Annotated in this window: 23 protein-coding genes and 1 riboswitch; of the genes, 11 read left to right on the top strand and 12 right to left on the bottom strand. The window is 66.2% G+C overall.

What is annotated here, in order from left to right; genetic code table 11:
• Window positions 1-102 precede the first annotated feature (102 nt).
• The 6 genes from PVA39_RS00530 to cbiE form a co-directional block, all read right to left on the bottom strand.
• Window positions 103-1,059, bottom strand: coding sequence for a TAXI family TRAP transporter solute-binding subunit (locus tag PVA39_RS00530; protein ID WP_274122341.1), 957 nt, complete (start codon window positions 1,057-1,059; stop codon window positions 103-105).
• A 270-nt stretch (window positions 1,060-1,329) separates the two neighbouring features.
• Window positions 1,330-2,673, bottom strand: a complete 1,344-nt coding sequence (locus tag PVA39_RS00525) for a sigma-54-dependent transcriptional regulator (RefSeq protein ID WP_274122340.1) — start codon at window positions 2,671-2,673, stop codon at window positions 1,330-1,332.
• Window positions 2,670-4,454, bottom strand: a complete 1,785-nt coding sequence (locus tag PVA39_RS00520; protein WP_274122339.1) for a sensor histidine kinase — start codon at window positions 4,452-4,454, stop codon at window positions 2,670-2,672. The genes PVA39_RS00525 and PVA39_RS00520 overlap by 4 nt, the downstream gene beginning before the upstream one ends.
• Before the next feature lie 178 nt (window positions 4,455-4,632).
• Entirely contained in the window at window positions 4,633-5,343 is a 711-nt protein-coding gene (locus tag PVA39_RS00515) for a (2Fe-2S) ferredoxin domain-containing protein (RefSeq protein ID WP_274122338.1), read from the bottom strand.
• A 109-nt stretch (window positions 5,344-5,452) separates the two neighbouring features.
• Entirely contained in the window at window positions 5,453-6,196 is a 744-nt protein-coding gene (locus tag PVA39_RS00510) for a cobalt-precorrin-6A reductase (protein ID WP_274122337.1), read from the bottom strand.
• Window positions 6,193-7,398: a precorrin-6y C5,15-methyltransferase (decarboxylating) subunit CbiE gene (cbiE, locus tag PVA39_RS00505; protein WP_274122336.1), complete on the bottom strand. Its 1,206-nt coding sequence runs from the start codon at window positions 7,396-7,398 to the stop codon at window positions 6,193-6,195. The genes PVA39_RS00510 and cbiE overlap by 4 nt, the downstream gene beginning before the upstream one ends.
• A gap of 162 nt (window positions 7,399-7,560) precedes the next feature.
• Window positions 7,561-7,763: riboswitch (cobalamin riboswitch) on the top strand.
• 96 nt (window positions 7,764-7,859) lie between these two features.
• Between cbiE and cobG the strand changes: the two genes are divergently transcribed.
• The 5 genes from cobG to PVA39_RS00480 all read left to right on the top strand — a co-directional run bounded on the left by cobG (window position 7,860) and on the right by PVA39_RS00480 (window position 12,923).
• Complete coding sequence (cobG, locus tag PVA39_RS00500; protein ID WP_274122335.1) at window positions 7,860-9,215, top strand: precorrin-3B synthase; 1,356 nt, start codon at window positions 7,860-7,862, stop codon at window positions 9,213-9,215.
• Window positions 9,212-9,844 (top strand): precorrin-8X methylmutase, encoded by a 633-nt coding sequence (locus tag PVA39_RS00495; RefSeq protein WP_075959366.1) that lies wholly within the window; start codon window positions 9,212-9,214, stop codon window positions 9,842-9,844. Before cobG ends, PVA39_RS00495 begins: the two co-directional genes overlap by 4 nt.
• An 8-nt stretch (window positions 9,845-9,852) precedes the next feature.
• Entirely contained in the window at window positions 9,853-10,605 is a 753-nt protein-coding gene (locus PVA39_RS00490; protein ID WP_274123384.1) for a precorrin-2 C(20)-methyltransferase, read from the top strand.
• Between the two features lie 37 nt (window positions 10,606-10,642).
• Window positions 10,643-12,301, top strand: coding sequence for a precorrin-3B C(17)-methyltransferase (cobJ, locus tag PVA39_RS00485; protein WP_274122334.1), 1,659 nt, complete (start codon window positions 10,643-10,645; stop codon window positions 12,299-12,301).
• A gap of 112 nt (window positions 12,302-12,413) precedes the next feature.
• Window positions 12,414-12,923, top strand: coding sequence for a hypothetical protein (locus PVA39_RS00480; RefSeq protein WP_274122333.1), 510 nt, complete (start codon window positions 12,414-12,416; stop codon window positions 12,921-12,923).
• Here the strand turns inward: PVA39_RS00480 and PVA39_RS00475 are convergent.
• The 3 genes from PVA39_RS00475 to hemF form a co-directional block, all read right to left on the bottom strand.
• On the bottom strand, window positions 12,916-13,920 hold the full coding sequence (locus PVA39_RS00475; protein ID WP_274122332.1) for an Ldh family oxidoreductase: 1,005 nt from the start codon (window positions 13,918-13,920) through the stop codon (window positions 12,916-12,918). The two genes, PVA39_RS00480 and PVA39_RS00475, sit on opposite strands and share 8 nt — an antisense overlap.
• Before the next feature lie 130 nt (window positions 13,921-14,050).
• On the bottom strand, window positions 14,051-14,875 hold the full coding sequence (gene aroE, locus PVA39_RS00470; protein WP_274122331.1) for a shikimate dehydrogenase: 825 nt from the start codon (window positions 14,873-14,875) through the stop codon (window positions 14,051-14,053).
• Window positions 14,876-14,933: 58 nt separating this feature from the next.
• Window positions 14,934-15,854, bottom strand: a complete 921-nt coding sequence (gene hemF, locus PVA39_RS00465; protein ID WP_274122330.1) for an oxygen-dependent coproporphyrinogen oxidase — start codon at window positions 15,852-15,854, stop codon at window positions 14,934-14,936.
• Window positions 15,855-16,035: 181 nt separating this feature from the next.
• Here hemF and PVA39_RS00460 point away from each other — a divergent pair, with 181 nt between their 5' ends.
• Window positions 16,036-17,013 (top strand): NADPH:quinone reductase, encoded by a 978-nt coding sequence (locus PVA39_RS00460; RefSeq protein ID WP_274122329.1) that lies wholly within the window; start codon window positions 16,036-16,038, stop codon window positions 17,011-17,013.
• Window positions 17,014-17,230: 217 nt separating this feature from the next.
• On the opposite strand, the gene PVA39_RS00455 is transcribed toward PVA39_RS00460, so the two are convergent.
• From PVA39_RS00455 to PVA39_RS00445, 3 genes are all read right to left on the bottom strand, one after another.
• Window positions 17,231-17,788: an L-threonylcarbamoyladenylate synthase gene (locus PVA39_RS00455; RefSeq protein WP_274122328.1), complete on the bottom strand. Its 558-nt coding sequence runs from the start codon at window positions 17,786-17,788 to the stop codon at window positions 17,231-17,233.
• 36 nt (window positions 17,789-17,824) lie between these two features.
• Window positions 17,825-18,925, bottom strand: a complete 1,101-nt coding sequence (gene dprA, locus PVA39_RS00450; protein WP_274122327.1) for a DNA-processing protein DprA — start codon at window positions 18,923-18,925, stop codon at window positions 17,825-17,827.
• A gap of 68 nt (window positions 18,926-18,993) precedes the next feature.
• Window positions 18,994-20,034, bottom strand: coding sequence for a LysM peptidoglycan-binding domain-containing protein (locus tag PVA39_RS00445; protein WP_274122326.1), 1,041 nt, complete (start codon window positions 20,032-20,034; stop codon window positions 18,994-18,996).
• Between the two features lie 154 nt (window positions 20,035-20,188).
• On the opposite strand from PVA39_RS00445, the gene def reads away from it, so the two are divergent.
• From def to PVA39_RS00420, 5 genes are all read left to right on the top strand, one after another.
• Window positions 20,189-20,695 carry a peptide deformylase gene (def, locus tag PVA39_RS00440; RefSeq protein WP_013789174.1) on the top strand — a complete coding sequence of 169 codons (507 nt, stop codon included), beginning with the start codon at window positions 20,189-20,191 and terminating at the stop codon, window positions 20,693-20,695.
• 70 nt (window positions 20,696-20,765) lie between these two features.
• On the top strand, window positions 20,766-21,707 hold the full coding sequence (gene fmt / locus PVA39_RS00435) for a methionyl-tRNA formyltransferase (RefSeq protein ID WP_274122325.1): 942 nt from the start codon (window positions 20,766-20,768) through the stop codon (window positions 21,705-21,707).
• Entirely contained in the window at window positions 21,704-23,020 is a 1,317-nt protein-coding gene (rsmB, locus tag PVA39_RS00430; protein ID WP_274122324.1) for a 16S rRNA (cytosine(967)-C(5))-methyltransferase RsmB, read from the top strand. The genes fmt and rsmB overlap by 4 nt, the downstream gene beginning before the upstream one ends.
• Complete coding sequence (trkA, locus tag PVA39_RS00425; RefSeq protein WP_274122323.1) at window positions 23,017-24,390, top strand: Trk system potassium transporter TrkA; 1,374 nt, start codon at window positions 23,017-23,019, stop codon at window positions 24,388-24,390. The genes rsmB and trkA overlap by 4 nt, the downstream gene beginning before the upstream one ends.
• A gap of 8 nt (window positions 24,391-24,398) precedes the next feature.
• Window positions 24,399-24,719, top strand: coding sequence for a tetratricopeptide repeat protein (locus PVA39_RS00420; protein ID WP_274122322.1), 321 nt, complete (start codon window positions 24,399-24,401; stop codon window positions 24,717-24,719).
• The last annotated feature ends 109 nt before the right edge of the window (window positions 24,720-24,828 follow it).

Below are 24,828 nucleotides of genomic sequence, written 5' to 3'. Positions count from 1 at the left end.
CGTAACCCACCACCGTCGCAATACCGACTGGTGGGTTACAGGTCACTGTTCGCGTCCTGCTTCAGAACACGATCCGGCGTGAACCCACCTACGATTCGGCTGTTACTTCAGTACGCCGGCTTCCTTGTAGAAACGCTCAGCGCCTGGGTGCAGGGGAATCGGCAGCCCTTCGGTGGCGGTTTCCAGCTTGATGTCCTTGGCGGCCGAGTGCGAATTGACCAGGCGCGGCAGGTTGTCGAACATCAGTTTGGTCATCTGGTAGGCCACTTCGTCGTCGACACCTTCATGGCTGACCAGAATGTTGATGATGGCGGCAGTCGGTACGTCCTGATCCTGGCCGTCGTAGGTGCCGGCAGGAATGACGCGGGATTGGTAGGCGCTGCTGCCGATCTTGGTCACCACCTCTTCCGGGATGGCCACGAAGGTGATTGGCACCATCGACGCCAGGTCACGGATGGCGGCCATGCCCAGGCCGGACGACTGCAGGGTGGCGTCCAGCTGGCGGTTCTTGATCAGCTCGACCGACTCGGCATACGGCATGAACTCGACGCGGCCCATGTCCTTATAGCTCAGGCCCGCAGCCTTGAAGATCGCCCGGGCGTTGAGCTCGGTACCGGATTTCGGGGCACCGACGGAGATGCGCTTGCCCTTGAGGTCTTCCAGGGTCTTGATGCCGGATTCCTTGCTGGCGACGATCTGGATGTAGTTCGGGTAGGTGGCAGCGATGGCACGGATCTTCTTCAGCGGCGCCTTGAAGCCAGCGTCCTCGACGCCCTTCCAGGCATCGTCCACCGAATCGCCCAGGGCAAAGGCCAGCTCACCGCGCCCGGCCTGCAGCAGATTGAGGTTTTCCACCGAAGCCTTGGTGGCCTGCACCGAAGTCTTCGAGCCTTCGATGCCGCTGCCATAGACCTGAGACAGGGCTACGCCGATCGGGTAGTAAACGCCGCTGGTGCCGCCGGTGAGCACGTTGATGAAGGTAGGCGCGGCGATGGCCGCGGTGCTGGCAGTGAAGGCCGCTGCAGCAGCGAACAGGCTGAAACGCTTGGTCATTCGCATGGGTGTTTCTCCGTATTGTTCTTGTCAGAGAGCCGGTCTGAATGCCGGTTGCCATGGACATAGCAGAAGCCGTGCCACACGCCGCAGTGCCCATGCCAGGGCGGTTTGCCGAGAAAGGCAGCAGGAAAATCAGCGAAAGCCTGCCGATTTCGATCAGGCAATCGGCAGGATTCCGCTCATGAGGTTTGAAAAAGCGAGGCGCCCCCGCCCGCTCGCGCAATAACCTGCCGTCAACCCACCAGGTCAGGAAACAGACCTGTCCGCCGCCACTCAATCCTCGTCGCTGCTCCCGGCAGGCCGATAACTGCTGCGCTGCAGACCATGGCGCTGCATCTTCTCGTTAAGGGTACGGCGCGGCAGTTGCAGCAGCTCCATGGTCTTGAGGATGCTGCCCCGGCAACGCAGCAGGGCGCTGTGCAGGCACTGCGCCTCGAAGGCCTCCATCTGCTGGGCCAGCGACTGGCCGACGTCATCCTCCAGCGAACCACCAAGGCCTAGGGCATGGCGCTCGGCGGCGTTGATCAGCTCGCGCACGTTGCCGGGCCATTCCTGGCCGAGCAGGTCGGCCAGCTCCGCCGGCGTCAGCGGTTCCAGGCTGCGGCCATGGCGCTGCGCCGCGTCCTCGGCGAAATGTTCGAACAGCAGGGCGATATCCTCGCGGCGCTCGCGCAGCGGCGGGATCTGCAGCGTGGCGACGTTGAGCCGGTACAACAGGTCCTCGCGAAAGCGCCCGGCCTTCACCTCGTCGAGCAGGTCGGGCTTCACCGCGCTGATCACCCGCAGGTCGACGCGGATACTGCGGTTGGAGCCCAGCCGCTCCAGGGTCTTTTCCTGCAGCACGCGTAGCAGCTTGACCTGCTGGGCCAGCGGCAGGCTCTCCACCTCGTCGAGAAACAGGGTGCCGCCATCGGCATGCTCGATGCGCCCGATGCGCTTGTTCTGCGCACCGGTGAAGGCGCCGCTTTCATGGCCGAACAACTCGCTCTCGAACAGGTGCTCGGGAATCGCCGCGCAGTTCAGCGCCACGAAGGGCTTGTCGGCGCGCTCGCTGAAATCGTGCAGGCAGCGCGCCACGCGCTCCTTGCCGGCGCCGGTTTCGCCGCGGATCAGCACGTTCACCGAGGTGCCAGCCAGGTCGAGCACCTGCCGGCGCAGGCGCACCATGGCCCGGGACACGCCGAGCAGCTGGGCGGCGATGCCATCGCGTACCGCGAACTGCTGGCGCAGGGCGCGGTTGTCGATGACCAGCTGGCGCTTTTCCAGGGCGCGGCGCACGGTGTCGAGCAGCCGGTCCGGGGTGAAGGGCTTTTCGATGAAATCGTAGGCGCCCTGCTTCATTGCCTGCACCGCCACCGGCACGTCGCCATGGCCGGTGATCATGATCACCGGCAGGTCGCGGTCACAGTCGACGATACGGCTCAGCAGCTGCAGGCCATCGGTACCGGGCATGCGCACGTCGCTGATCACCACACCTGGAAAATCGGCATCGATCAGCGTCAGGGCCTCGGCGGCGCTGGCGCATGCCTGCACGCTGAAACCCGACAGTTCCAGCCACTGCTGGGCCGCCTCGCGGATTGCCGCCTCGTCGTCGACGACGATCACCTGACCAGTCATGGCCCCTCCTTATCGATGTTGTCCACAGCCTGGCTCGCGGCCAGTGGCAGGCGCAGGGTGAACACTGCGCCCGCGTCGTGATTACCCGCCTCCAGGCTGCCGCCCAGGTCGCGCACGATGCCATAGGAAATCGCCAGTCCGAGCCCCAGCCCGTCACCCACTGGCTTGGTGGTGAAGAACGGCTCGAACACGCTGCCCAGATGCTCCGGGGCAATGCCGCCACCACTGTCGCGGATCTGCAGCACGCATTGCCCGTCCTGCACGTCGATGCGCACCTCGAGCAGGCGCTGCGGGCTTTCCAGCATGGCGTCCAGAGCATTGTTGAGCAGATTGAGAATGACCTGTTCGAGGCGGATGGAATCGCCGCACACCCGCCCTTCGCTGATGATCTCGCGGCGTAGTTCCACCTGCTCACCGCGCAGGCGTGGCGCCAACAGCAGCAGCGCCTGCTCCAGCACCTCGCTGAGCAGCAGCTGCTCACGCAGCCCGTCCGGGCTCTTGCGGGCGAACGTCTTGAGGTGGCTGGTCAGGGTGGCCATGCGCTGCAGCAGGCCATCAATGCGGGTCAGCCCTTCACGGGCCTCCTGCTGGCGGCCGTTGTCGAGCAGCAGGCCGAGGCTGCCCAAATGCATCTGGATGGCCGTAAGCGGCTGATTGATCTCGTGGGCCATGGCGGCGGACATCTGCCCCAGGGCCGCCATCTTTGCCGCATGCACCAGACCTTGCTGGGCTTCGCGCAGCTCGGCGGTGCGCAGCGTCACCTCACGCTCGAGGTTCTCGCGGATGCTAGCCTGCAGGCGCTGGTTCTTGCGCCGCTGCAGCAGGAACAGCACCAGGAACACCAGGGTCAGCCACACGCCGGCGGCGGCCAGGCGATAACTGCGTGCGGTGTCCCCCAGGCTGCTTTCCTCGATCAGCAGGTGTAGGGTCCAGGCCTCGCTGGGCAGTTCCTGGCGCTGCCAGAGGTAGTTATGCCGGCCGTCGGGGCCGTCGATGATCACCCAGTCGGCATCGCCGTCGAAGTGCGGGCCAGGCTCGCGGGTCAGCGTCTGCAATTGCCGCTCGGCGTACTTGCGCACCTCCACCAGCTCGGCATGGTCCAGCTCGTCGAGTTCTTCCAGGGCGCGGAACCGCCAGGCCGGCCGGCTGCTGAGGATCACCACGCCGTAGCTGTCGGCGACCAGCAGCACGCCGGGTTGGCCGACCCAGTCGCGCTGCAGCTCCTCCAGCTCCAGCTTGACCACCAGCACGCCCAGCACCGAACCGTCGTTGTCATACACCGCGTGGGAGAGGAAATAGCCGGGCACGCCGGTGGTCACCCCCACTGCGAAATAGCGGCCGGCGTTGTGCTGCATGGCGTCCTGGAAATAGGGGCGAAAGCTGTAGTTGCTGCCCACGAAACTACTCCACTCGTTCCAGTTGCTGGCGGCGAGCGTCACGCCCTTGCGGTCGATCAGGTACAGCACGCTGGCGCCAGCAGCGGCGTTGAGCAGTTCGAAGCGGCGGTTGAGCTTGTCGCGCAGGTGCGGATCTTCCGGCGCCTTGAGCAGCGCCCGGATGTCGCTGTCCATGGACAGCAACTGCGGCACCGAGCGAAAACGGTCGACCAGGGTCTGGATCGACTGGGCGTAGAGCTGCAGCTGCCCGTGGGCCTCGCTGCTGCGGTCATCCCAGGCGCGCTGCTCGGCGTAGCGACTGGCCAACCACAGGCTGACAGCCAGGCCAAGAATGACCAGCAGCACGATGGCGACGGTGCGATAGCGCAGAAACAGGGCGGTCATGCATGACTCGGGTTCTTATGATGCCGGCATGTTAGCCCGAAACGTGCGCAGGGCGAGTAACCGATGCCGCGGCCGTTGTCGCCTGGGTTAGCCGAAGGCGTAACCCGGGGTGAGAGATTCAGTACGTACAGACGCCCCGGGTATCGCTGCGGTCAACCCAGCCTACAGGCAATACAGCTCAGGGTCGCGTCATCATCAGTTCGGGCACCGGACGGCCAGCGACGAGCTGCTCGTCGACCAGCCGCACCACGTCCGCTTCACTGCGCACCTGATACCAATGGCCCTGTGGATAAACCGTCAGGGTCGGGCCCTGATCACAGGGAAACTGGCACTGGGTGCGGGTGATATGCACGCCGCCCTCGCATTCCAGCTTGCCGGCCGCCTTGACCTGCTCGCGCAGCTTTTTCCACAGCGGCAAGGCGCCGCGACGGGCGCAGCGCGGGCCGTTGCACAGCAGCACACGATACTGGTGGGCAGGAATCGTCGACCAGGCGTGGCTGCCCGGCAGTTCCGGTACGTCGACGCAGCCGAGGTGCAATTCCGCCCGCTCGATCAGCGCACAGGCAGCGCCAGCCGCGTCGGCATCGAGCTGGCCGAACAGGCTGGTAACGAACACGCGTTTGGGGTCGGTTCTGGCCGCCAGTTCACTGCGCAGCCAGTCGACATGCTGGCTGCTGCTCTGTGGCTCTAGGTCGATCACCAGGCAGGTGCCGCTGCCCTCGCCCACGCGATGCCAGAGGCCGTCGTAGCCCGCGCCGGTGTCGACGATATCGGCCAGTGCCGCCTCGCCCCGCAGCTCGGCCAGCCGGGCACGAAACAGCTCGGCGAAGGAACCGACGAGCAGATCGGGGCCGGCGAACAATACCTGGGCATAGGGCGTGACAGTCATGGTCGGGCTCCGCAAAAAGTGCGGCAGTTTAACAGCGCTGGCGCGGATAGGTTTCGTAGCCGCATCGAGCGCGGTTTCGTAGCCTGGGTATCGCTTCGCTCTACCCAGGCTACGGATTGGTTGAGTAGGTTACGCCACTATCCAGCAACGCCCGCCACAGAGCCTCAAGCTCGGCGAACTCACGGTCCACCGCCGGCAACGCCGGCCGCTGCAACACCAGCACCGGCACGCCGCGCTCGCGGGCGACCTGCAGCTTGTGCTCGGTGGCCGCGCTGCCGCTGTTCTTGCTGACCAGCACATCGCAGTTCAGCCGCGCGAACAGCGCGCGCTCGTCTTCCAGGCTGAACGGCCCGCGGGCACCGATCACCTCGGCCCGCTCGCCCGCCGGCTGGCCTTGCAGGCAACGTATCGTCCAGTGCTGATGGGCGGGAATCTCGTGCAGATGCTCCAGCGGCTCGCGCCCCAGGGTGAACAGTGGCCGCCTGAATGGCGCCAGGGCGGCGATCAGCGAGGGCCAGTCGAACACCTCGCGCCAGTCATCACCCGGTGATGCCGTCCAGCCCGGACGCCGCAGCGCCCAGCAGGGCACGCCGGCCTGCTGGGCAGCGCGTGCCGCGTTATGACTGATCTGTGCGGCATAGGGATGCGTAGCGTCGACCAGCAGTGTGATGCCTTCCCTGTGGATAAACTCGGCCAGCCCTTCGGCACCGCCAAAGCCACCGACGCGCACCTGACAAACAAGGTCATCCGGCACCTTGCCCAACCCAGCGAGGCTGTAGATATGTTCGGGGCCAAGGCGGCGGGCGAGACTCAGCGCTTCACCGATCCCGCCCAGCAACAGGATCCGGCTCATCGCGGCTTGCTGACGTCGAGCAGGGTGATCGGCAGCGCGCCGCGCCAGGTGTCGAAGCCGCCCAACGGCTTGGCCTGGGCCACCTCGATGCGGGTCAGCTCGCCGCCGTGTTCGCCGCGAAAGGCGATCAGCGCTGCCTCGCTCTGCAAGGTCACGGCATTGGCCACCAGCCGGCCACCGGGCTTGAGTGCCTGCCAGCAGTGCTGCAGCACACCGGGCACGGTCACGCCGCCTCCGATGAAGACCGCATCCGGCGCGGCCAACCCGCCCAGCGCCTCGGGCGCCCGCCCGGCCACCAGTTGCAGGCTGGGCACGCCAAGGGCATCACGGTTGTGGGCGATATGTGCCTGGCGCCCGTCATCCGCCTCGATGGCGATGGCGCGGCAGCTCGGGTGGGCGCGCAGCCATTCGATACCGATGGAACCGCAGCCGGCACCGACATCCCAAAGCAGCTCACCCGGTGACGGCGCCAGCCGCGACAGGGTAATGGCCCGTACATCACGCTTGGTCAGTTGGCCGTCGTGACGATAGGCGTCATCAGGCAGACCGGGGGTCAGCGGCAGGCAGCGGGCGCCCTCACCGACCAGGCAATCGATGGCCACCAGATTGAGATCCGCGGCGCGCTCGAGGGACCAGCCTTCGGCCACCCCGTCGATACGCCGTTCGTGCTCGCCGCCCACGTGCTCGAACACGCTTAGCCGGCTAGCGCCGAAACCCCGCTCACGCAGCAACTCGGCGATAGCGGCCGGGCTGTCGCCATCGTTGCTCAGCACCAGCAGGCGCACGCCGGGGTGGATCTGCGCCTGCAACGCCGCCAACGGGCGGGCGACCAGCGATACGACGGCGGTGCTCTGCAGCGGCCAGCCCAGACGGGCCGCGGCCAGGGACACCGACGATGGCGCTGGCAGGATACGCAGCTCGTCCGGCGCCAGCTCGCGGGCCAGGCTGGCGCCGACGCCGAAGAACATCGGGTCACCGCTGGCCAGCACGCAGACCGGCGTGCCGCGGCGCTCGAGCACTGGCGTCAGGGAAAACGGCTTCGGCCAGGGCAACCGTACAGCGCGGATGCAATGGGGCAGAAGCGCCAGCTGGCGCTCGCTGCCGACCACCAGCTCGGCCGCCAGCAATGCATGCCGCGCCGTCTTACCGAGGCCGGCGTAGCCATCTTCACCAATGCCCACGACGGTCAGCCAGGGTGTCATTTCTCAGTCCTCATCATTGGCCGCCAGCAATGGATTGGGTGGAATTGCCATTCGCCCGATCTGTAGCAATGGCCTTCTCTACAGCGACTGCCATCAACACATTGCAGCCATGCTTCTGTGCGATCCGACGACGCGGCTTTTCATCCCGGCGGGCAAAGCGGGCATAATAGCGCCTCTGTCGGTGCCAAGCGGCTACATGTGAGCCAATGCGGCCTAAGAGGGAACACGAGCAGATCGTTCTGCAGCGTGGCTGCCCCCGCAACTGTTGCAGCGAGCGCCTTGCCAATCGCCACTGGGAAACCGGGAAGGCCAGCCAGGCGCCATGACCTGCGAGCCAGGAGACCTGCCGACCGATTCAGTCGCATGAGCCCACACCGGGCGGGGTGTCCCGGTGAGAGAAGCGAAACCTTCTCTGGCCTATCCTCGAACGGATGCCCATGTGACCCGACATTGGTGATCCGTTGAAACAGCCTGCTCGCACACCATCCCCACCTGTTCGCCCCTCGGCCTGTCCGGGGTTGCTGCGTATCGTGCAGGCGAAGGATGGTGGCATCTGCCGCATCAAGCTGCCCTGCGGCCGCCTCGAAGCCGAGCAGGCCCAACGCATTGCCCATGCCTCGCAGCAGCATGCCGGCGGGGTGATCGAGGCAACCAACCGCGGCAATCTGCAGATTCGTGGCATCCACGCGGGACGTGAGGACGCGCTGATCGGCGAGCTGCTGGACGCCGGCCTGGGCCCCAGCACGCCCGGCGCCGATGACGTGCGCAATCTGATGGTCAGCCCAGCCGCTGGACTCGATCCGCAGGCGCTTGTGGATATCTCACCACTGGCCACCGAGCTGCTGACGACGCTGGAGAACACGCCGCGCCTCCATGCCCTGTCGCCGAAGTTCGCCCTGCTGCTGGACGGCGGCGAACGCCTGGCGATGCTCGAACACCCCCACGATATCTGGCTCAGCGCCCTGCCCCTCGATGACGGGATCGGCTATGCCTTCGGCCTGGCTGGCTGCCCGCCCGTTTCGGCAGATGATGCGCCCGCATTGGCTATCGTGCCGCAAGCCGAAGCTCATACGCTGATCATCATCCTGCTCGACCTGTTTCTCGAGCTGGCCGCCCCCGAGCAGATGCGCATGCGCCATCTGCTGGAAACTCATGCGCCTGCCGAGCTGCTACAGCGTCTTCAGGCTCGGTTGGGCAATGCGCTGCTGCCGATGAACGATTGGCGCCGGATACCGGCGCACGCCAATACCCATCTCGGCATCCATAAACAGCACCAGCCTGGTCTCGTGCATATCGGCGCCAGCCCTCCCCTTGGCCGGCTGGCGGCAGAACAGCTGCTCGGCCTGGCAGCACTCGCCCGCCGCTACGGCGACGGCAGCCTGCGCCTGACGCCCTGGCAGAGCGTGCTGTTGCCCAATATTCCCGAGGCCGCTGCCGATGCAGTTATCCACAGCCTGCATGCGCTGGGCCTGCTGACCGATGCCAGCGCACCGCTGACGCGTATCATCGCCTGCACCGGCGCCAGCGGCTGCGCCAAGGGGTTGGCCGACACCAAGGCCGATGCCCTGCGTCTGGCCGAACGGCTGCCCGCAGGCAGCGAGCAGCCAGGCATTCACCTCTCGGGATGTAGTCGCTCCTGCGCTGCCGCCCATCGCGCGCCCTTTACGTTGCTGGCCGTGGCCGAAGGTCGCTACGACCTGTTCGCCCGTCAGCCTCTCGGCAGCGGCTTCGGCCAGCTGCTGGGCCATCACCTGACACCTGACGAAGCCGGCGCCCTGCTCGCCTCGCTCACCGCTACCCGGAGTTCCACCCGATGACCGATTACATCCGCGATGGTCAGGAGATCTATCGCAACTCCTTCGCCATCATCCGTGCCGAGGCCGACCTGAGCGCCATTCCGGCGGATCTGGAGAAGCTCGCGGTGCGGGTCATCCACGCCTGCGGCATGGTCGACGTGGTGCAGGATCTGCGCTTCTCGCCGGGTGCCGGCAAGGCCGGGCGTGAGGCACTGGCCGGAGGCGCGGCGATTCTCTGCGATGCGCGCATGGTCGCCGAGGGCGTCACCCGCGCACGGCTGCAGGCCGCCAACCCGGTGATCTGCACCCTCAACGATGCCGGCGTGCCGGAGCTGGCCAAACAGCTCGGCAACACACGCTCGGCGGTGGCCCTGGAGCACTGGCGCGAACACCTGGAAGGCTCCGTGGTGGTGATCGGCAATGCACCAACGGCGCTGTTCTACCTGCTCGACATGCTCGCTGCGGGCGCGCCCAAGCCGGCGCTGATCCTCGGCTTCCCGGTCGGCTTCGTCGGCGCCGCCGAATCCAAGGATCTGCTTGCCGCCACTTACGCCGAGCATGGCGTGCCCTACGTGATCGTCCAGGGCCGCCGCGGTGGCAGCGCCATGGCCGCCGCGGCGATCAACGCCCTGGCCACGGAGGTCGAGTGATGAACAGTATGGAACGCCTCGGCAAAGGCCGCCTGCTTGGCCTGGGCGTAGGCCCCGGCGACCCGGAACTGATCACTCTCAAGGCCCTGCGGCTGCTCAAGTCGGCGCCGGTGGTCGGCTATTTCGTGGCCAAGGCCAAGGCCAACGTCGGCCAGAGCGGCAATGCCTTCGGCATCATCGAGGCGCACTTGGACGACAGCCAGCAACGCCTGCCGCTGGTCTACCCGGTGACCACCGAAAAGCTCGAGCCGCCACTGACCTACGAAGGTGTGATCAGCGACTTCTACGACACCTGCGCGCTGCAGATCGCCGAGCATCTGGACGCCGGTCGCGACGTGGCGGTGATCTGCGAGGGCGACCCGTTCTTCTACGGCTCCTACATGTACCTGCACGACCGCCTGGCCGAGCGCTACGAGGCCGAGGTGATCCCCGGCGTCTGCTCGATGCTCGGCAGCGCCGCGGTGCTCGGTGTGCCGCTGGTGTACCGCAACCAGAGCCTGTCGGTGCTCTCCGGCGTGCTGCCCGAGGACGAGCTGAGCGAGCGGCTGCGCAACGCCGAAGCCGCCGTGGTGATGAAGCTGGGGCGTAACTTCGAGAAGGTGCGCCGCGTGCTGCAGGCGCTCGGCCTGCACGACCGCGCCCATTACGTGGAGCGCGCGACCATGGCCAACCAGCGCATCGTGCCGCTCGATGAAGTCGAGCCGATGGCCTCGCCGTATTTTTCGATGATCGTGGTGCCGGGCGAGAAGTGGCGCGGTTGAGCCGCGCCCTCTCCTGCACATTGAATCTGGAATCCCCATGACCCTTTCCCCTGCCATCGTCATTCTCGGCCCCTCCGCGCTGGCCACCGCGCAGCGCATACAGGCGCTTTATCCACAGGCGGTTATCCACGGCCTGAATGGGCGAGTCGAAGCCGATGCGGCCTATGACGACTTCGGCGACACCCTGCGCGGCCTGTATCGCAGCGGCACGCCGATCATTGCCCTGTGCGCCGCCGGTATCGTCATTCGCAGCCTGGCGCCGCTGCTCGCCAGCAAGGGCGCCGAGCCGCCGGTGCTGGCGGTGGCCGAAGACGGCAGCGCCGTGGTGCCGCTGCTGGGCGGCCTGGGTGGCGTCAACCGCATGGCCCGGGAGATCGCGGCAAGCCTGCAGGTCAGCGCGGCGATCACCACCAGCGGCGAACTGCGCTTCGGCACCTGCCTGCTCGACCCGCCGAGCGGCTACGTCCTGGCGGATCTGGAACAGGGCAAGCGCTTCGTTTCCGACCTGCTCGGCGGGGAAAAGCTGCGCATCGACGGTGATGCACCCTGGCTGGATCAGAGCAAACTGCCGATGGCCGAGGATGCAAGGCGTACCCTGCATATCACCACAGAGCAGCGCACGGCTCAGGCGGATGAGCTGCTGATTCATCCACGCACGCTGCTCGCTCTGGTCGACAGTACGGACAACCTTGCCGCGCGAATCGGCCAGGCGTTCGAACAATCAGGCCTTGCGCAGAAAGCCCTGGCCGCCCTGCTCGCACCAGCAGCCCTGATGACCGATAAGGCGCTAGCCCAGGCCGCCAGTGAACTGGGCATGCCGCTGCGCTTTGTCACGCCGCATAGCGCACTGCCCGCGGCTATCGCGCAGCAAGACGGCCTGCAGCTGCTGAAGTCCGAATCGCCCGACGCCGCGCAAACCATCGGCCGGCCGCGTGGCCGCCTGACCGTGATCGGCCTCGGTCCTGGCGCCGCCGAGCATATGACGCCCGCCGTACGCCGCGCCTTGGATGAGGCCCAGGACCTGCTCGGTTACGAAACCTACGTGCGCATGGCCGAGCCGCTACGCGACGATCAGGTGCGCCATTGCAGTGACAATCGCGAAGAGCTGCAACGCGCCCGACACGCCTTCGAGCTGGCTGCCAGTGGCCGCCGCGTGGTGGTGATTTCCTCAGGCGACCCCGGCGTGTTCGCCATGGCGGCGGCGGTACTGGAAGCCCTCGAAGAGGCTGAAGCGCCCGCTGACTGGCACGCCGTTGAGCTGGAGGTGCTGCCCGGCGTCTCCGCCGCTCTGGCCACCGCTGCCAAGGCCGGGGCGCCGCTGGGCCACGACTTCTGCCTGATCTCCCTGTCGGATAACCTCAAGCCCTGGACAGTGATCGAGAGCCGTCTCGACCACGCCGGCGCCGCCGACCTGGCCATGGCCTTCTACAACCCGATCTCCAAGGCGCGCCCCTGGCAGCTCGGTCGCGCCCTGGAAATCGTCCGTACCCACCGCACGCCGGACACCGTGGTGGTACTGGGCCGCGATATCGGCCGCCCTGCCGAAGCACTGCGGGTGATCAGCCTTGGCGAGCTGACGCCGGAGATGGTCGACATGCGTACCCTGGCGATCGTCGGCTCCAGCCAGACCCGGCGCTTGCCCCGTGGTGACGGTGGCGAGTGGGTCTACACGCCTCGCAGTTATCCACAGGCGTAGCCTCAGGCCTTTACATCACCTTTACATCGCCCTGACAGCGCCTTGCACAGACCTCTGGATAATCGACGCTGCCCCGCTCCCTGCGGGGTCATCTTCTTCTCCGGAGCCCATGATGAACGCCCGACTCCCTCGCCTCGCGGTTGCTGCCCTGCTGCTCTCGCTTTCCGTCAATGCATTGGCCGGCCCCGGAGGTCCAGGCGGACCGGGTGGCGGCCCTGGCTGGCACGGCGGCCCCGGGCCAGGTTGGGGCGGACCTGGGCCGCGGCATGGTCACGGCCTGCCAGACCATGCTCGCGAGCTGTGGATAGGCAGTGCGCTGTACTTCGTCGCGGCCGGCACCTACTACATGTGGAACGCCGACCGCCGCCAGTACATCGTGGTCGAGGCGCCGCCGGTGATCCGCGCGGCGCCCACCGCCAACTACGACGTGATCGCCTACCCGGCCCGTGGCCAGAACGCCGACCTGCAGGCCCGCGACCGCTACGAGTGCCACAGCTGGGCGGTCAGCCAGAGCGGCTTCGACCCGGCCACGGCCTACAGCGCGCCGCCGGTCAACGCCAGCGACACTTACCGGCGCGCCCTGGGCGCCTGCCTGAGCGGGCGCGGCTACAGCATCAATTGAGCAGTGCGTTGAGATCGTCGTAGAGCGCCTGGGGAATCTGCACGCCATCGGCGAGGCTGCCGGCGCGAGCATCGTAGCGGCGCTGCGATGGCAGTCGCGCGCCCTGTCCTTCGATACCGTCGAACAGTGCCTCGGCCCGGGCCAAGTGCGCGTCGGCCGCAGCGCCGAGAAAGCGTTGTGGATCGAGGGCAATGATCAGCTCACCATGGTAAGGCGACGACTTGCTGCCAGCGTCGTAGGCCAGCGACTCGGCACTGGTTAGGTCGCCGATCAGCGGCCCGGCGATCAGCTCCACCATGGCCGCCAGCGCCGAGCCCTTGTGGCCGCCGAAGGTCAGCATGGCGCCGTTCATCACCGCTTCGGCACTGGTGCTGGGCTGGCCGCTGGCATCGATGCCCCAGCCTTCGGGAATCGGCTTGCCGGCGCGGCGGTGCAGCTCGATGTCACCACGGGCGATGGCGCTGGTGGCGAAGTCGAAGATGAACGGGTGCTTGCCGGCACGCGGCCAGCCGAACGCGATGGGGTTGGTGCCGAAGATCGGCTTGCTGCCGCCGGCTGGCGCGACCCAGGCATGGCTGGGGTTGCAGGCCAGGGCGACGAGACCGAGCTCGGTGAGCTGTTCGATCTCCACCCACAGCGCGGAGAAATGCACGCAGCGGTTGATCGCCAAGGCGGCGATGCCATTGGCCCTGGCCTTGTCAGCCAGCACTGGCAGCCCGGCCTGGAACGCCAGTTGCGAGAAGCCACCGCGGGCATCGACGCGCACGATCGACGGCGCCTGGTCGATCACCTCCGGCTCGGCATCGGCGACCACCTTGCCGGCCTTCAGCGAACTGACGCAGCCCAACACCCGGTACAAGCCATGGGACGCACAGCCATCGCGCTCGCCGGCCACCACGGTGGCGGTCACCGCATGGGCCTGGGCCTCGCTGAAACCAGCATGGCGCAGGATGGACAACGATAGCGTGCGGGCTTCGTCCAGGGTCAATCGAATCATCGTGGGCTCCTTGGGCAGGTAGGCGGTCAGCGGCATATGCCGACCTTATACACTGGCGTCATGGCCGCCCACTGGCTTGATCGCTTTGCACCAAGGCGTTGCCGATTTCGGCACAGCCGCGCGGCCGCGATCAGCCGGCCTTCAGTTGCCGGCGCAACTCGGCGAGCACCGGGGCACTGTCCGGGCGTACACCGCGCCACAGGTGGAAAGCTTCCACGGCCTGCTCGACCAGCATGCCGAGGCCGTCGAGGGTACGTGCGGCGCCCTGCTCCGCGGCCCAGCGATTGAACGCCGTGGGGCCGGCGCCGTACATCATGTCGTAGCAACAGGTATGGCCAGGCTGGATCAGGCTGGCGGAGATCGGCGGCAGCTCGCCGGCCAGGCTGGCCGAAGTGCCGTTGACGATCAGGTCCACCGGCGCGTCGATCCAGTCGAAACCGCTGGCCACCACCGGGCCGAGATCGGCGAACTGACGGACCAGTTGCTCGGCCTTTTCCACCGTGCGATTGGCGATCACCAGGGTTTGCGGCTGCTGCGCCAGGAAGGGTTCGAGAATGCCGCGCACCGCGCCACCGGCGCCAAGCAGCAGGATGCGCTTGCCGCGCAACTCGATGCCGGCGTTCACGGTCAGGTCGCGCACCAGGCCGGCGCCGTCGGTGTTGTCACCGAGCAGGCTGCCGTCGTCGAGCTTCTTCAGGGTATTCACCGCACCGGCGCGGCGGGCGCGCTCGGTCAGGCTATCGGCCAGGGCGAACGCCTGCTCCTTGAACGGCACCGTGACGTTGCCGCCCAGGCCCTCAGCGAAGAAAGCGCGGGCATAGCCCTCGAAATCCTCCAGCGGCGCCAGCAGCGCCTCGTAGCTGAGCTGCTGACCGGTCTGTTCGGCGAACAGCCGGTGGATCAGCGGCGACTTGCTGTGGCCGATGGGGTAGCCGAATACACCGTAGCGATCCATTGAAGTTTCCGCAGGTAAAAGCCAAAAGCGGCAAGCCTGCAGCTTTTGGCGGCGCGCTTCAAGCCTGCTGCAGGCCGAGCCAGTCGCGGTCGGTCAGGAAGTACTCGGTCAGGCGCGCTTCCTCGCTGCCCGGCTCGGGCTTCCAGTCATAGCCCCAGCGCACCTGCGGCGGCAGCGACATGAGGATCGACTCGGTGCGCCCGCCCGACTGCAGGCCGAACAGCGTGCCGCGGTCGAACACCAGATTGAACTCCACGTAGCGGCCGCGGCGGTATTCCTGGAATTCGCGCTGCGCCGGCGTGTAGGGCGTGGCCTTGCGGCGCTGCACGATGGGCAGGTAGGCGTCGATATAGGCATCGCCGATGGCGCGGATAAAGGCGAAGCAGGTGTCGAAACCCCATTCGTTGAGGTCGTCGAAGAACAACCCGCCGATACCCCGTGGCTCGCCGCGGTGCTTGAGGTGGAAGTAACGGTCGCACCAGGCCTTGTAGCGCGGGTAGACGTCGGCACCGAACGGCGCACAGGCCTGCTCGGCAACACGGTGCCAGTGCACGCAGTCCTCTTCGTTGCCGTAGTAAGGGGTCAGGTCGAAGCCGCCACCGAACCACCACACCGGCTCCTCGCCTTCCTTCTCGGCGCTGAAGAAGCGCACGTTGGCGTGGGACGTGGGCACGTACGGGCTGTGCGGGTGGATGACCAGCGATACCCCCAGGGCCTGGAAGCCGCGACCGGCCAACTCGGGGCGATGGGCGCTGGCCGACGGCGGCAGGTTTTCGCCGAACACGTGGGAGAAGTTCACGCCGCCCTTTTCGATCACCGCGCCGTCGCCGATCACCCGCGTACGTCCGCCACCGCCACCCGGCCGCTGCCAGGCGTCTTCGACGAAGCTGGCCTGGCCATCCTCGTTTTGCAGGGCGGCGCAGATACGGTCTTGCAGGTCGAGCAGGTAGGCCTTCACGGCCTCGGCTTGATTACTCACGGGGGCACCTTGTGTGGCGAGCGACAGCTGAAATCGGCGGCTAGCATAGCACCGGCCATCCGCGCTCCGCAGTTGACGCCGGTCAACCAGAGGTGCGACGTTCAGCCGCTGAGCAAAATCGCTTCAACCCCGTGGGGAACTCGGGGTCTATTGCACTCACTCTTCAAGCAGGAGCAAGACGATGGCCAAACGCATCCAGTTCAGCCGCCACGGTGGCCCCGAGGTACTCGAATACGTCGACTACCAACCCGCCGCTCCCGGCCCGCACGAGGTGCGTGTGCACAACCAGGCCATCGGCCTCAACTTCATCGACACCTACTTCCGCAGCGGCCTGTACGCGCCGCCTTCGGTGCCCTCCAGCCTGGGCACCGAAGGCGCCGGCTTCGTCGACGCCATCGGTTCCGAGGTCAAGGGCTTGCAGGTCGGTGACCGCGTGGCCTACGCCACCGGCCCGCTGGGCGGCTACAGCGAGCTGCACGTGCTGCCGGCGGACAAGCTGGTCAAGCTGCCCGACGCCATCAGCTTCGAGCAGGCCGCCGCGGTGATGCTCAAGGGTCTGACCGTGCAATACCTGCTGCGCCAGACCGCCGACCTGAAAAGCGGCGACATCATCCTGTTCCATGCTGCCGCCGGTGGCGTCGGCTCCTTCGCCTGCCAGTGGGCCAAGGCCCTGGGCGTCAAGCTGATCGGCACCGTGAGCTCGGCGAAAAAGGCCGAATACGCCAAGCAAAAAGGCGCCTGGGCGACCATCGACTACAGCCATGAGAACGTCGCCCAGCGCGTGCTGGAACTGACCGACGGCAAGAAATGCCCGGTGGTCTACGACGGCGTCGGCAAGGACACCTGGGAAACCTCGCTGGACTGCGTGGCGCCGCGCGGCCTTATGGTCAGCTTCGGCAACGCCTCGGGCGCGGTCACCGGCGTCAACCTCGGCATCCTGTCCCAAAAGGGCTCGCTGTACGTCACCCGCCCGACCCTGGCGGGCTACGCCAACACCCCGGAAAACCTGCAGAAAATGGCCGACGAGCTGTTCGGCATGATCGCCAAGGGCAAACTCGACGTGGAAATCACCGGCCGCTACCCACTCAGCGAAGCTGCCACCGCCCAGACCCTGCTCAGCGACCGCAAGACCACGGGGTCGACGATTCTGGTGCCGTAAGCCGGAGTGCTATTTGCGGATAGTGCCCACGCGCTGCGTGGGCACTCAGCCTGTGGCGCACCGCTCCACGATTGACGGCTGCACAGCGCAATCTAAGGACGCAGAGCATCCTGCCAGTGCGTTACCACGCGGAGCGTAGGAACGATCAAAAAACGGAATACTTGTGGGAGGGGCTTCAGCCCCGCCTACGAGATCGCTGGATGTCCGCTTCTGCGCATCAAGCCGGTCGCCGCACGTCGCCGGTCACCAGATCACGTATTACGCTCGGATTACGCCGCCCGCCCAGTGCGCCACCCAGCACCGCATCCAGCTGCCGAGGAAAATACTGCTCGACCCGCAACCGTGAGCGCGCCGCCGGGCGGCCGGCGGGATTGGCCGAGGTCGACACCAACGGCCCCGTCAACGCACAAAGCTCACGCACCCGCGGATGATCACTGACTCGCAACGCCACGCTGTCGTGCTCGCCGGTAATCCAGGGCGGTAGAAGATCCTGATGCGGCACCAGCCAGGTATTGGGTCCGGGCCAGGTGCTGGCCAGACGGTCCTGCCAGCGCTCGGGCAGGTCTTCGAGCAGGAAGTCGAACTGGCGGATGGTGTCGGCGACCAGAATCAGCCCCTTGTGCACCGGCCGCTCCTTCAACGCGAGCAAGCGATCCACGGCCATCTCGTCCCACGGATCACAACCCAGGCCCCAGACCGCCTCGGTCGGATAGGCGATCACGCCACCGGCGCGGACCACCCGCGCTGCCTGCTGAACCTGCCAACTGGTGACCATGCGCTGTCTCCGCCGAAGAACTGTCGGCGCAGTGTATTACGGCTTGCGGCCCACCCATAGCCCGGCCTCGCAGGCGACCAGGCCATCCAGCTCCAGCTCGGTCAGCGCCGCCAGCACTTCGGGCAACGGCCAGCCGGCTGCGTGGGCCAGGGCTTCGCTGCTATAGGGCGCGGCGAACAACAAGGCCAGCAAAGGATGCACTGCGGCCACCGGCGCAGCGCTGGCCTGTTCCATAGCCGGCGTCTGCTGCCAACCGCGCAGCGCTTCGAGGATATGCTCGATGCTTTCCACCAGGGTGGCGCCATCGCGAATCAGCTGATGACAGCCCTTGGCGCCCGGATGGTGGATGGAGCCGGGAATCGCATACACCTCGCGGCCCTGCTCGGCGGCCAGACGCGCGGTGATCAGCGAACCGCTGGATGGGCTGGCTTCGACCACCAGCACGCCTAACGACAAACCCGAAATTATTCTATTGCGACGAGGGAAATTACTGGCCTGAGGCGGGCTGTCCAGCGGCAGCTCGGAGACCAGCGCCCCGCCGCGCTCGATGATGTCCTGGGCCAGACGCTTGTGCCGTGCCGGGTACAGGCACTTCAACCCGGTACCGAGTACCGCCACGGTGTACCCATCGGCATCCAGCGCGCCTTGATGGGCCGCCCCGTCGATACCGAGGGCCAACCCGCTGGTAATCACGAAGCCACCACGCGCCAGGCTGCGGGCAAAGCTGTGGGCGGTATCCAGGCCCGGCCTGGAGGCCCGGCGGCTGCCGACCATGGCCAGTTGCGGGCGCTCCAGAAGCGTCGGGTCACCGGCCACAAATAATAGTGGTGGCGCATCGGGAATCTCGGCCAGCAAGGCGGGATAACGCGGCTCGTCCCACATCACCAGGTGCCGGCCGGGCACCTGTAACCAGTCCAGCGCCAGGCCTGCGCGCTCACGAATTTCAGGGCTGCGTCGCGCATCGCTGCAGGTCTGCGGCAAACCGAGCGAACGCCAGGCGCTGGCCGGCGCGCTGAGGGCAGCCGAGGCGCTATCGAAGGCGCTGAGCAATTTACGGAAGCGTTTAGGCCCCAACTCCGGCAAGCAATGCAGGCGCAGACGGGCTTCGAGTTCGGCGGGGGAATGGGATATCGACATGGCGGATCATCCTTGATCGTGAGCCTTATCGAATAGCACAAGCCCCGCATCGGCGGGGCTTGTAGGTGTTACGGATTGCGTACCTTGTCCATCACCGCCAACTGCCGCGAGGCGTTGAGGATCATGCCGTAGCTGAGCTTCTCGTAGGTGCGGAACACCATCAGCAAGCCGGCGCGCTCGTCAGGAATCTTCACCGACTCGCCGGTAACCCGGTCGCGTACGGTTTCGCCGGTCTTGTAGACGGCCAGCACATTGCCGACCTCCAGACCGTCGCGGGCGCCCTTGCTCAGGGTGACCACGTCGAACTGGCCGATCTGGCTCACACCACGCGGCACGTCGAGGATCAGGCCCTTGATCTCGGTCTTCGGCTCGCTGGGCATGAAGGTCGAATTGATCGCGCGCTCCTCGGTGGGGAACAGGCGGTCACCGTTGCGCACTTCCTGGGTGGTGCGGGTCAGGTTGAGGGTGCCGATCTTGTCTTCTTCGGCAACGATTTCGCCACCGCCGATGTCATCGGCGTTGATGCCGAGAAATTCCTTGGTCTCAGGGTCGGTATAGGTCTTGCCCTGGCGGAAGATGCCGTACACCGGTGCATTCGGATCGAAGCTGCCGCGGGCGTAGACGCGGTCGCCCGCGCCACTGACCACGCGTTCGGCGTTGCCGGCGACGATGTAAGGTGCGCTCTGGAACTGCTCCGGCGAGTCGACGATGCGGTTCTTGAGCAGGAAGCTGTTGATCGCCTCCAACGGAATGGTCGGAATGGCTTCAGCCATCGGCGTGCTACGTACCTTCGGCGACAGCTTGATGGTGCCGCGCGAATCACCGCGACCCAGCACCAAGCGCGGCTTGCCGTCGATATAGACGAGGCTGAGCACATCACCGGGATAAATCAGATGAGGGTTCTGCACCTGGGGGTTGGCGTGCCAGATTTCCGGCCACTTCCAGGGCTGGCTGAGGAATTTGCCCGAGATATCCCAGAGGGTGTCGCCCTTCACGACCGTGTAGCGGTCGGGATGACCTTCCTTGAGCTGCACATCGGCCAGGGCGAGCCCGGTCTGCGCCAGGCTGCTCGCGCCAACCAGCAGCAGGGCGAGTAGTGATTTCCTCATGCGGTGAATCCCTTTATGATGTGCCTTCGCGTGAAGCGCCCTAGCGCTGCGACAGAGCCCAGTAAATCCGCGGCTTGACGCCGTTTTTTTGAATGCTTGCGTCATCTTAGCAGCGGATTTTGAATTTATTCCACAAGTGCATCACAAACGCATTATGGCGATTTTAAACATTCTCGAATTTCCCGATCCGCGCCTGCGCACCATCGCCAAGCCGGTGGACGTGGTCGACGACGCCCTGCGTCAGCTGATCGACGACATGTTCGAAACCATGTACGACGCCCCCGGGATCGGCCTCGCCGCCACCCAGGTGAATGTGCACAAGCGCGTGGTGGTGATGGATCTGTCCGAAGACAAGAGCGAGCCGCTGGTCTTCATCAACCCCGAGTTCGAGTCGCTGACCGACGAGATGGACCAGTACCAGGAAGGCTGCCTGTCGGTGCCCGGTTTCTACGAGAACGTAGACCGCCCGCAGAAAGTGAAGATCAACGCCCTGGATCGCGACGGCAAGCCGTTCGAGATGATCGCCGAGGGCCTGCTCGCCGTGTGCATCCAGCACGAGTGCGACCACCTCAACGGCAAGCTGTTCGTCGACTACCTGTCCACGCTCAAGCGTGACCGCATCAAGAAGAAGCTGGAAAAGCAGCACCGCCAGCAGGCCTGATCGGGCCTCCAACAAAGGCTTGCCGCGGCAAGCCTTTTGTTTTTCCAGCACCCAGTCAAAGCGAGACCCCATGACCGAAGCTCTGCGTATCGTATTCGCCGGCACCCCGGAATTCGCCGCCGCTCACCTCAAGGCCCTGCTCGACACACCGCACCAGATCGTCGCGGTGTACACCCAGCCGGATCGCCCGGCCGGCCGCGGCCAGAAGCTGATGCCCAGCCCGGTCAAGCAGCTCGCTGTGGAAAACGCCATTCCCGTACTGCAGCCACCAAGCCTAAAGGATGCAGCCACCCAAGCCGAACTGGCGGCGCTGCAGCCGGACCTCCTGGTGGTGGTCGCCTACGGCCTGATCCTGCCCCAGGCGGTACTGGATATCCCGCGCTTCGGCTGTATCAACAGCCATGCCTCGCTGCTGCCGCGCTGGCGCGGGGCGGCGCCGATCCAGCGCGCCGTGCAGGCTGGCGATGCCGAAAGCGGCGTGACCGTGATGCAGATGGAAGCCGGCCTCGACACCGGGCCGATGCTACTCAAGGTGCGCACCCCGATCACAGCCGAAGACACCGGTGGCAGCCTGCACGACCGCCTGGCCGAGCTCGGCCCGCCGGCGGTGATCGAGGCCATCGCGGGCCTCGCCAGCGGCACCCTGATGGGCGAAGTGCAGGACGACGCCCAGGCCAACTACGCTCACAAACTGAACAAGGATGAAGCGCGCATCGACTGGAGCCGCCCAGCCGATGAGTTGGAGCGTTTGATCCGCGCCTTCAACCCCTGGCCGATCTGCCACAGCACGCTCAACGAGGCGCCGCTCAAGGTGCTGGCCGGCCGTACCGGCGAAGGCCAGGGCCAGCCCGGAGAAATTCTCGCCGCCAGCAAGGACGGCCTGACCGTCGCCTGCGGCAGCGGCGCCCTGCTGCTTACCCGCCTGCAATTGCCCGGCGGCAAGGCGCTGAACTTCAGCGATCTGTACAACAGCCGCCGCGAGCAGTTCGCCGTCGGCACGGTGCTGGCATGAACCCCAGGCTGGCAGCGGCCCGCGCCCTGGCCGCGGTGCTCGATGGCAAGGCGTCGCTGGGCACCAGCCTGCCGCCGCTGCTCGACAAGGTCGAGGCCCGCGACCGCGGCCTTGCCCAGGATCTGGCCTTTGGTGCCGCACGCTGGCAGCCACGCCTCGAACTGATCGCCGGCAAGCTGCTGCGCAAGCCCTTCAAGGAAGGTGATCGCGACCTCGAGGCCCTGCTGCTGGTCGGCCTCTACCAGCTGTTCTACACGCGCATCCCTGCCCACGCGGCAATCGGCGAGACGGTCGGCTGCGTCGACAAGCTGAAGAAGACCTCGGCCAAGGGCCTGCTCAACGCCGTGCTGCGCAACGCCCAGCGCGAGGGCGACAGCCTGATCCAGGAGCTGGATCGCGACCCGGTGCTGCACACCGCCCATCCGCGTTGGCTGCAGAAGCAGCTCAAGGCCTTCTGGCCCGAGCATTGGCAGGCCATATGCGCCGCCAACAACGCCCATCCGCCATTGATCTTGCGGGTCAACCGCCGCCACGGCAGCCGCGATGACTACCTGGCGCGACTGCGCCAGACTGGTTTCGAGGCCGAGCCCTGCACCTTCAGCCGCGACGGCATCCGCCTCTTGCAGGCCTGCGACGTAACCCTGCTGCCCGGCTTCGCCGAGGGCCACGTGAGCGTGCAGGACGAAGCCGCGCAACTGGCCACCGACCTGCTGCAACTGGCGCCTGGCCAGCGCGTGCTGGATGCCTGCGCAGCACCCGGTGGCAAGACCTGCCATTTGCTGGAAGCCGAGCCGGCGCTGAGCGAAGTGGTGGCCGTGGACCTGGAGGCCAAGCGCCTGGCGCGGGTACGCGAGAACCTCGATCGCCTCGGGCTCGAGGCCACCCTGATCGCCGCCGATGGCCGCGACACCGCCGCCTGGTGGGACGGCAAGCCGTTCCAGCGAATCCTGCTCGATGCGCCCTGCTCGGCCACCGGCGTGATCCGTCGCCACCCGGACATCAAGCTGACCCGCAAGGCCGATGACATTCCGGCGCTGGCCACGCTACAGGGCGAGCTGCTCGACGCGCTGTGGCCGACCCTGGAGGTCGGCGGCATCCTGCTGTACGCCACCTGCTCGACGCTGCCGACGGAAAACACCGAGGTCATCGACGCCTTCCTGGCGCGTACGCCCGGCGCCCGCGAGCTGGACATCGCCGGCCCATTCGGCCTCAAGCAGCCTCATGGCCGCCAGCTGCTCGCCCAGCAGGGCGGCCATGATGGCTTCTACTATGCCAAGCTGATCAAGATCGCAGCCGCTGGAGCAACCCGATGAAGATCATCATTCTCGGCGCCGGCCAGGTCGGCGGCACGCTGGCCGAACACTTGGCCAGCGAAGCCAACGACATCACCGTGGTGGACACCGACGGCGACCGCCTGCGCGCCCTGAGTGATCGCCTGGATATCCGCACCGTGCAGGGCAAGGGTTCGTTCCCGACCGTGCTGCGCCAGGCCGGCGCCGACGATGCCGACATGCTGGTGGCGGTGACCAACAGTGACGAAGTCAACATGATCGCCTGCCAGGTGGCCTACACCCTCTATCACACGCCGACCAAGATCGCCCGGGTGCGCGAGCCGGCCTACCTGACCCGCACCGGGCTGTTCGACAACGAAGCCATCCCCATCGACGTGCTGATCAGCCCCGAGCAGGTGGTCACCAACTACATCAAGCGCCTGATCGAATATCCCGGCGCCCTGCAGGTGATCGACTTCGCCGAGGGCAAGGCGCAGCTGGTGGCGGTACGCGCCTACTACGGCGGCCCGCTGGTTGGCCAGCAACTGCGCCAGTTGCGTGAACACATGCCCAACGTCGACACCCGGGTGGCAGCGATCTTCCGCCGTGACCGGGCGATCATGCCCCAGGGCGATACCGTTATCGAAGCCGACGACGAGGTATTCTTCATCGCCGCCAAGGCCGATATCCGCGCCGTCATGGGCGAGATGCGCCGCCTTGAGGAAGGCTACAAGCGGGTGGTCATCGCCGGTGGCGGCAACATCGGCGAGCGCCTGGCCGAAGCCATCGAAAGCCGTTACCAGGTGAAGATCATCGAGATGAACCCGGCGCGCTGCCGCTATCTCTCGGAAAACCTGGAAAGCACCATCGTGCTGCATGGCAGCTCGTCCGACCGCGACCTGCTGGTGGAAGAGAACATCAAGGACGCCGACATCTTCCTGGCCCTGACCAACGACGACGAGGCCAACATCATGTCGTCGCTCCTGGCCAAGCGCCTGGGCGCGCGCAAGGTGATGACGCTGATCAACAACCCGGCCTACGTCGATCTGATCCAGGGCGGCGAGATCGACATCGCCATCAGCCCGCAGCTGGCCACCATCGGCAGCCTGCTGGCCCATGTGCGCCGTGGCGACATCGAGAGCGTGCACTCCCTGCGCCGTGGCGTCGCCGAGGCCCTGGAAGTCATCGCCCACGGTGATGCGCGTTCGAGCAAGGTGGTCGGCAAGGCGATCAAGGACATATCCCTACCGTCGGGCACCACCATCGGCGCGATCATCCGCGATGAACAGGTGCTGATCGCCCACGACATCACGGTGATCGAGTCCGGTGACCACGTGATCCTGTTCCTGACGGACAAGAAGCACATCCGCGACGTGGAACGGCTGTTCCAAGTCGGCCTGACCTTCTTCTAAGGAGCCCCATGAGCACCGAAGCACTGGAAAAGATGCTCGCCAAGGGTGTGGATAACTCGCTGCTGCGCTTCGGCCTGGGCAAGGCTTATCTGGACGCCGGCGATGCCAGCAAGGCTGCCGAACACCTGCAACGCTGCGTCGAACACGACCCGCAGTATTCGGCGGCGTGGAAGCTACTCGGCAGGGCTCATCAATCTGCCGGCAATCCGGACGCTGCTCGTAACGCCTGGCAGAGCGGCCTGCAGGCGGCGCAGGCCAAGGGCGACAAGCAGGCGGAAAAAGAAATGACCGTCTTCCTGCGCAAGCTGGACAAGAACACCAGCGTCTGAGCGGCGGTTCAGCACCAGCAAATTATCCTGAACGGCCGCGGCTAAATTTATCTCGTCGCCGGCCGATCTCAAGCCGTTCGTCGGCAAGCCGATAGCCCTAGGAAGCTCC

Origin of the sequence: Pseudomonas sp. CNPSo 3701, assembly GCF_028674975.1 — a bacterium.
Taxonomy (GTDB): Bacteria; Pseudomonadota; Gammaproteobacteria; order Pseudomonadales; family Pseudomonadaceae; genus Aquipseudomonas; species Aquipseudomonas straminea.
Note: the sequence above shows the minus strand (reverse complement) of the source record. Positions and strands in the feature narration are given on the sequence as shown.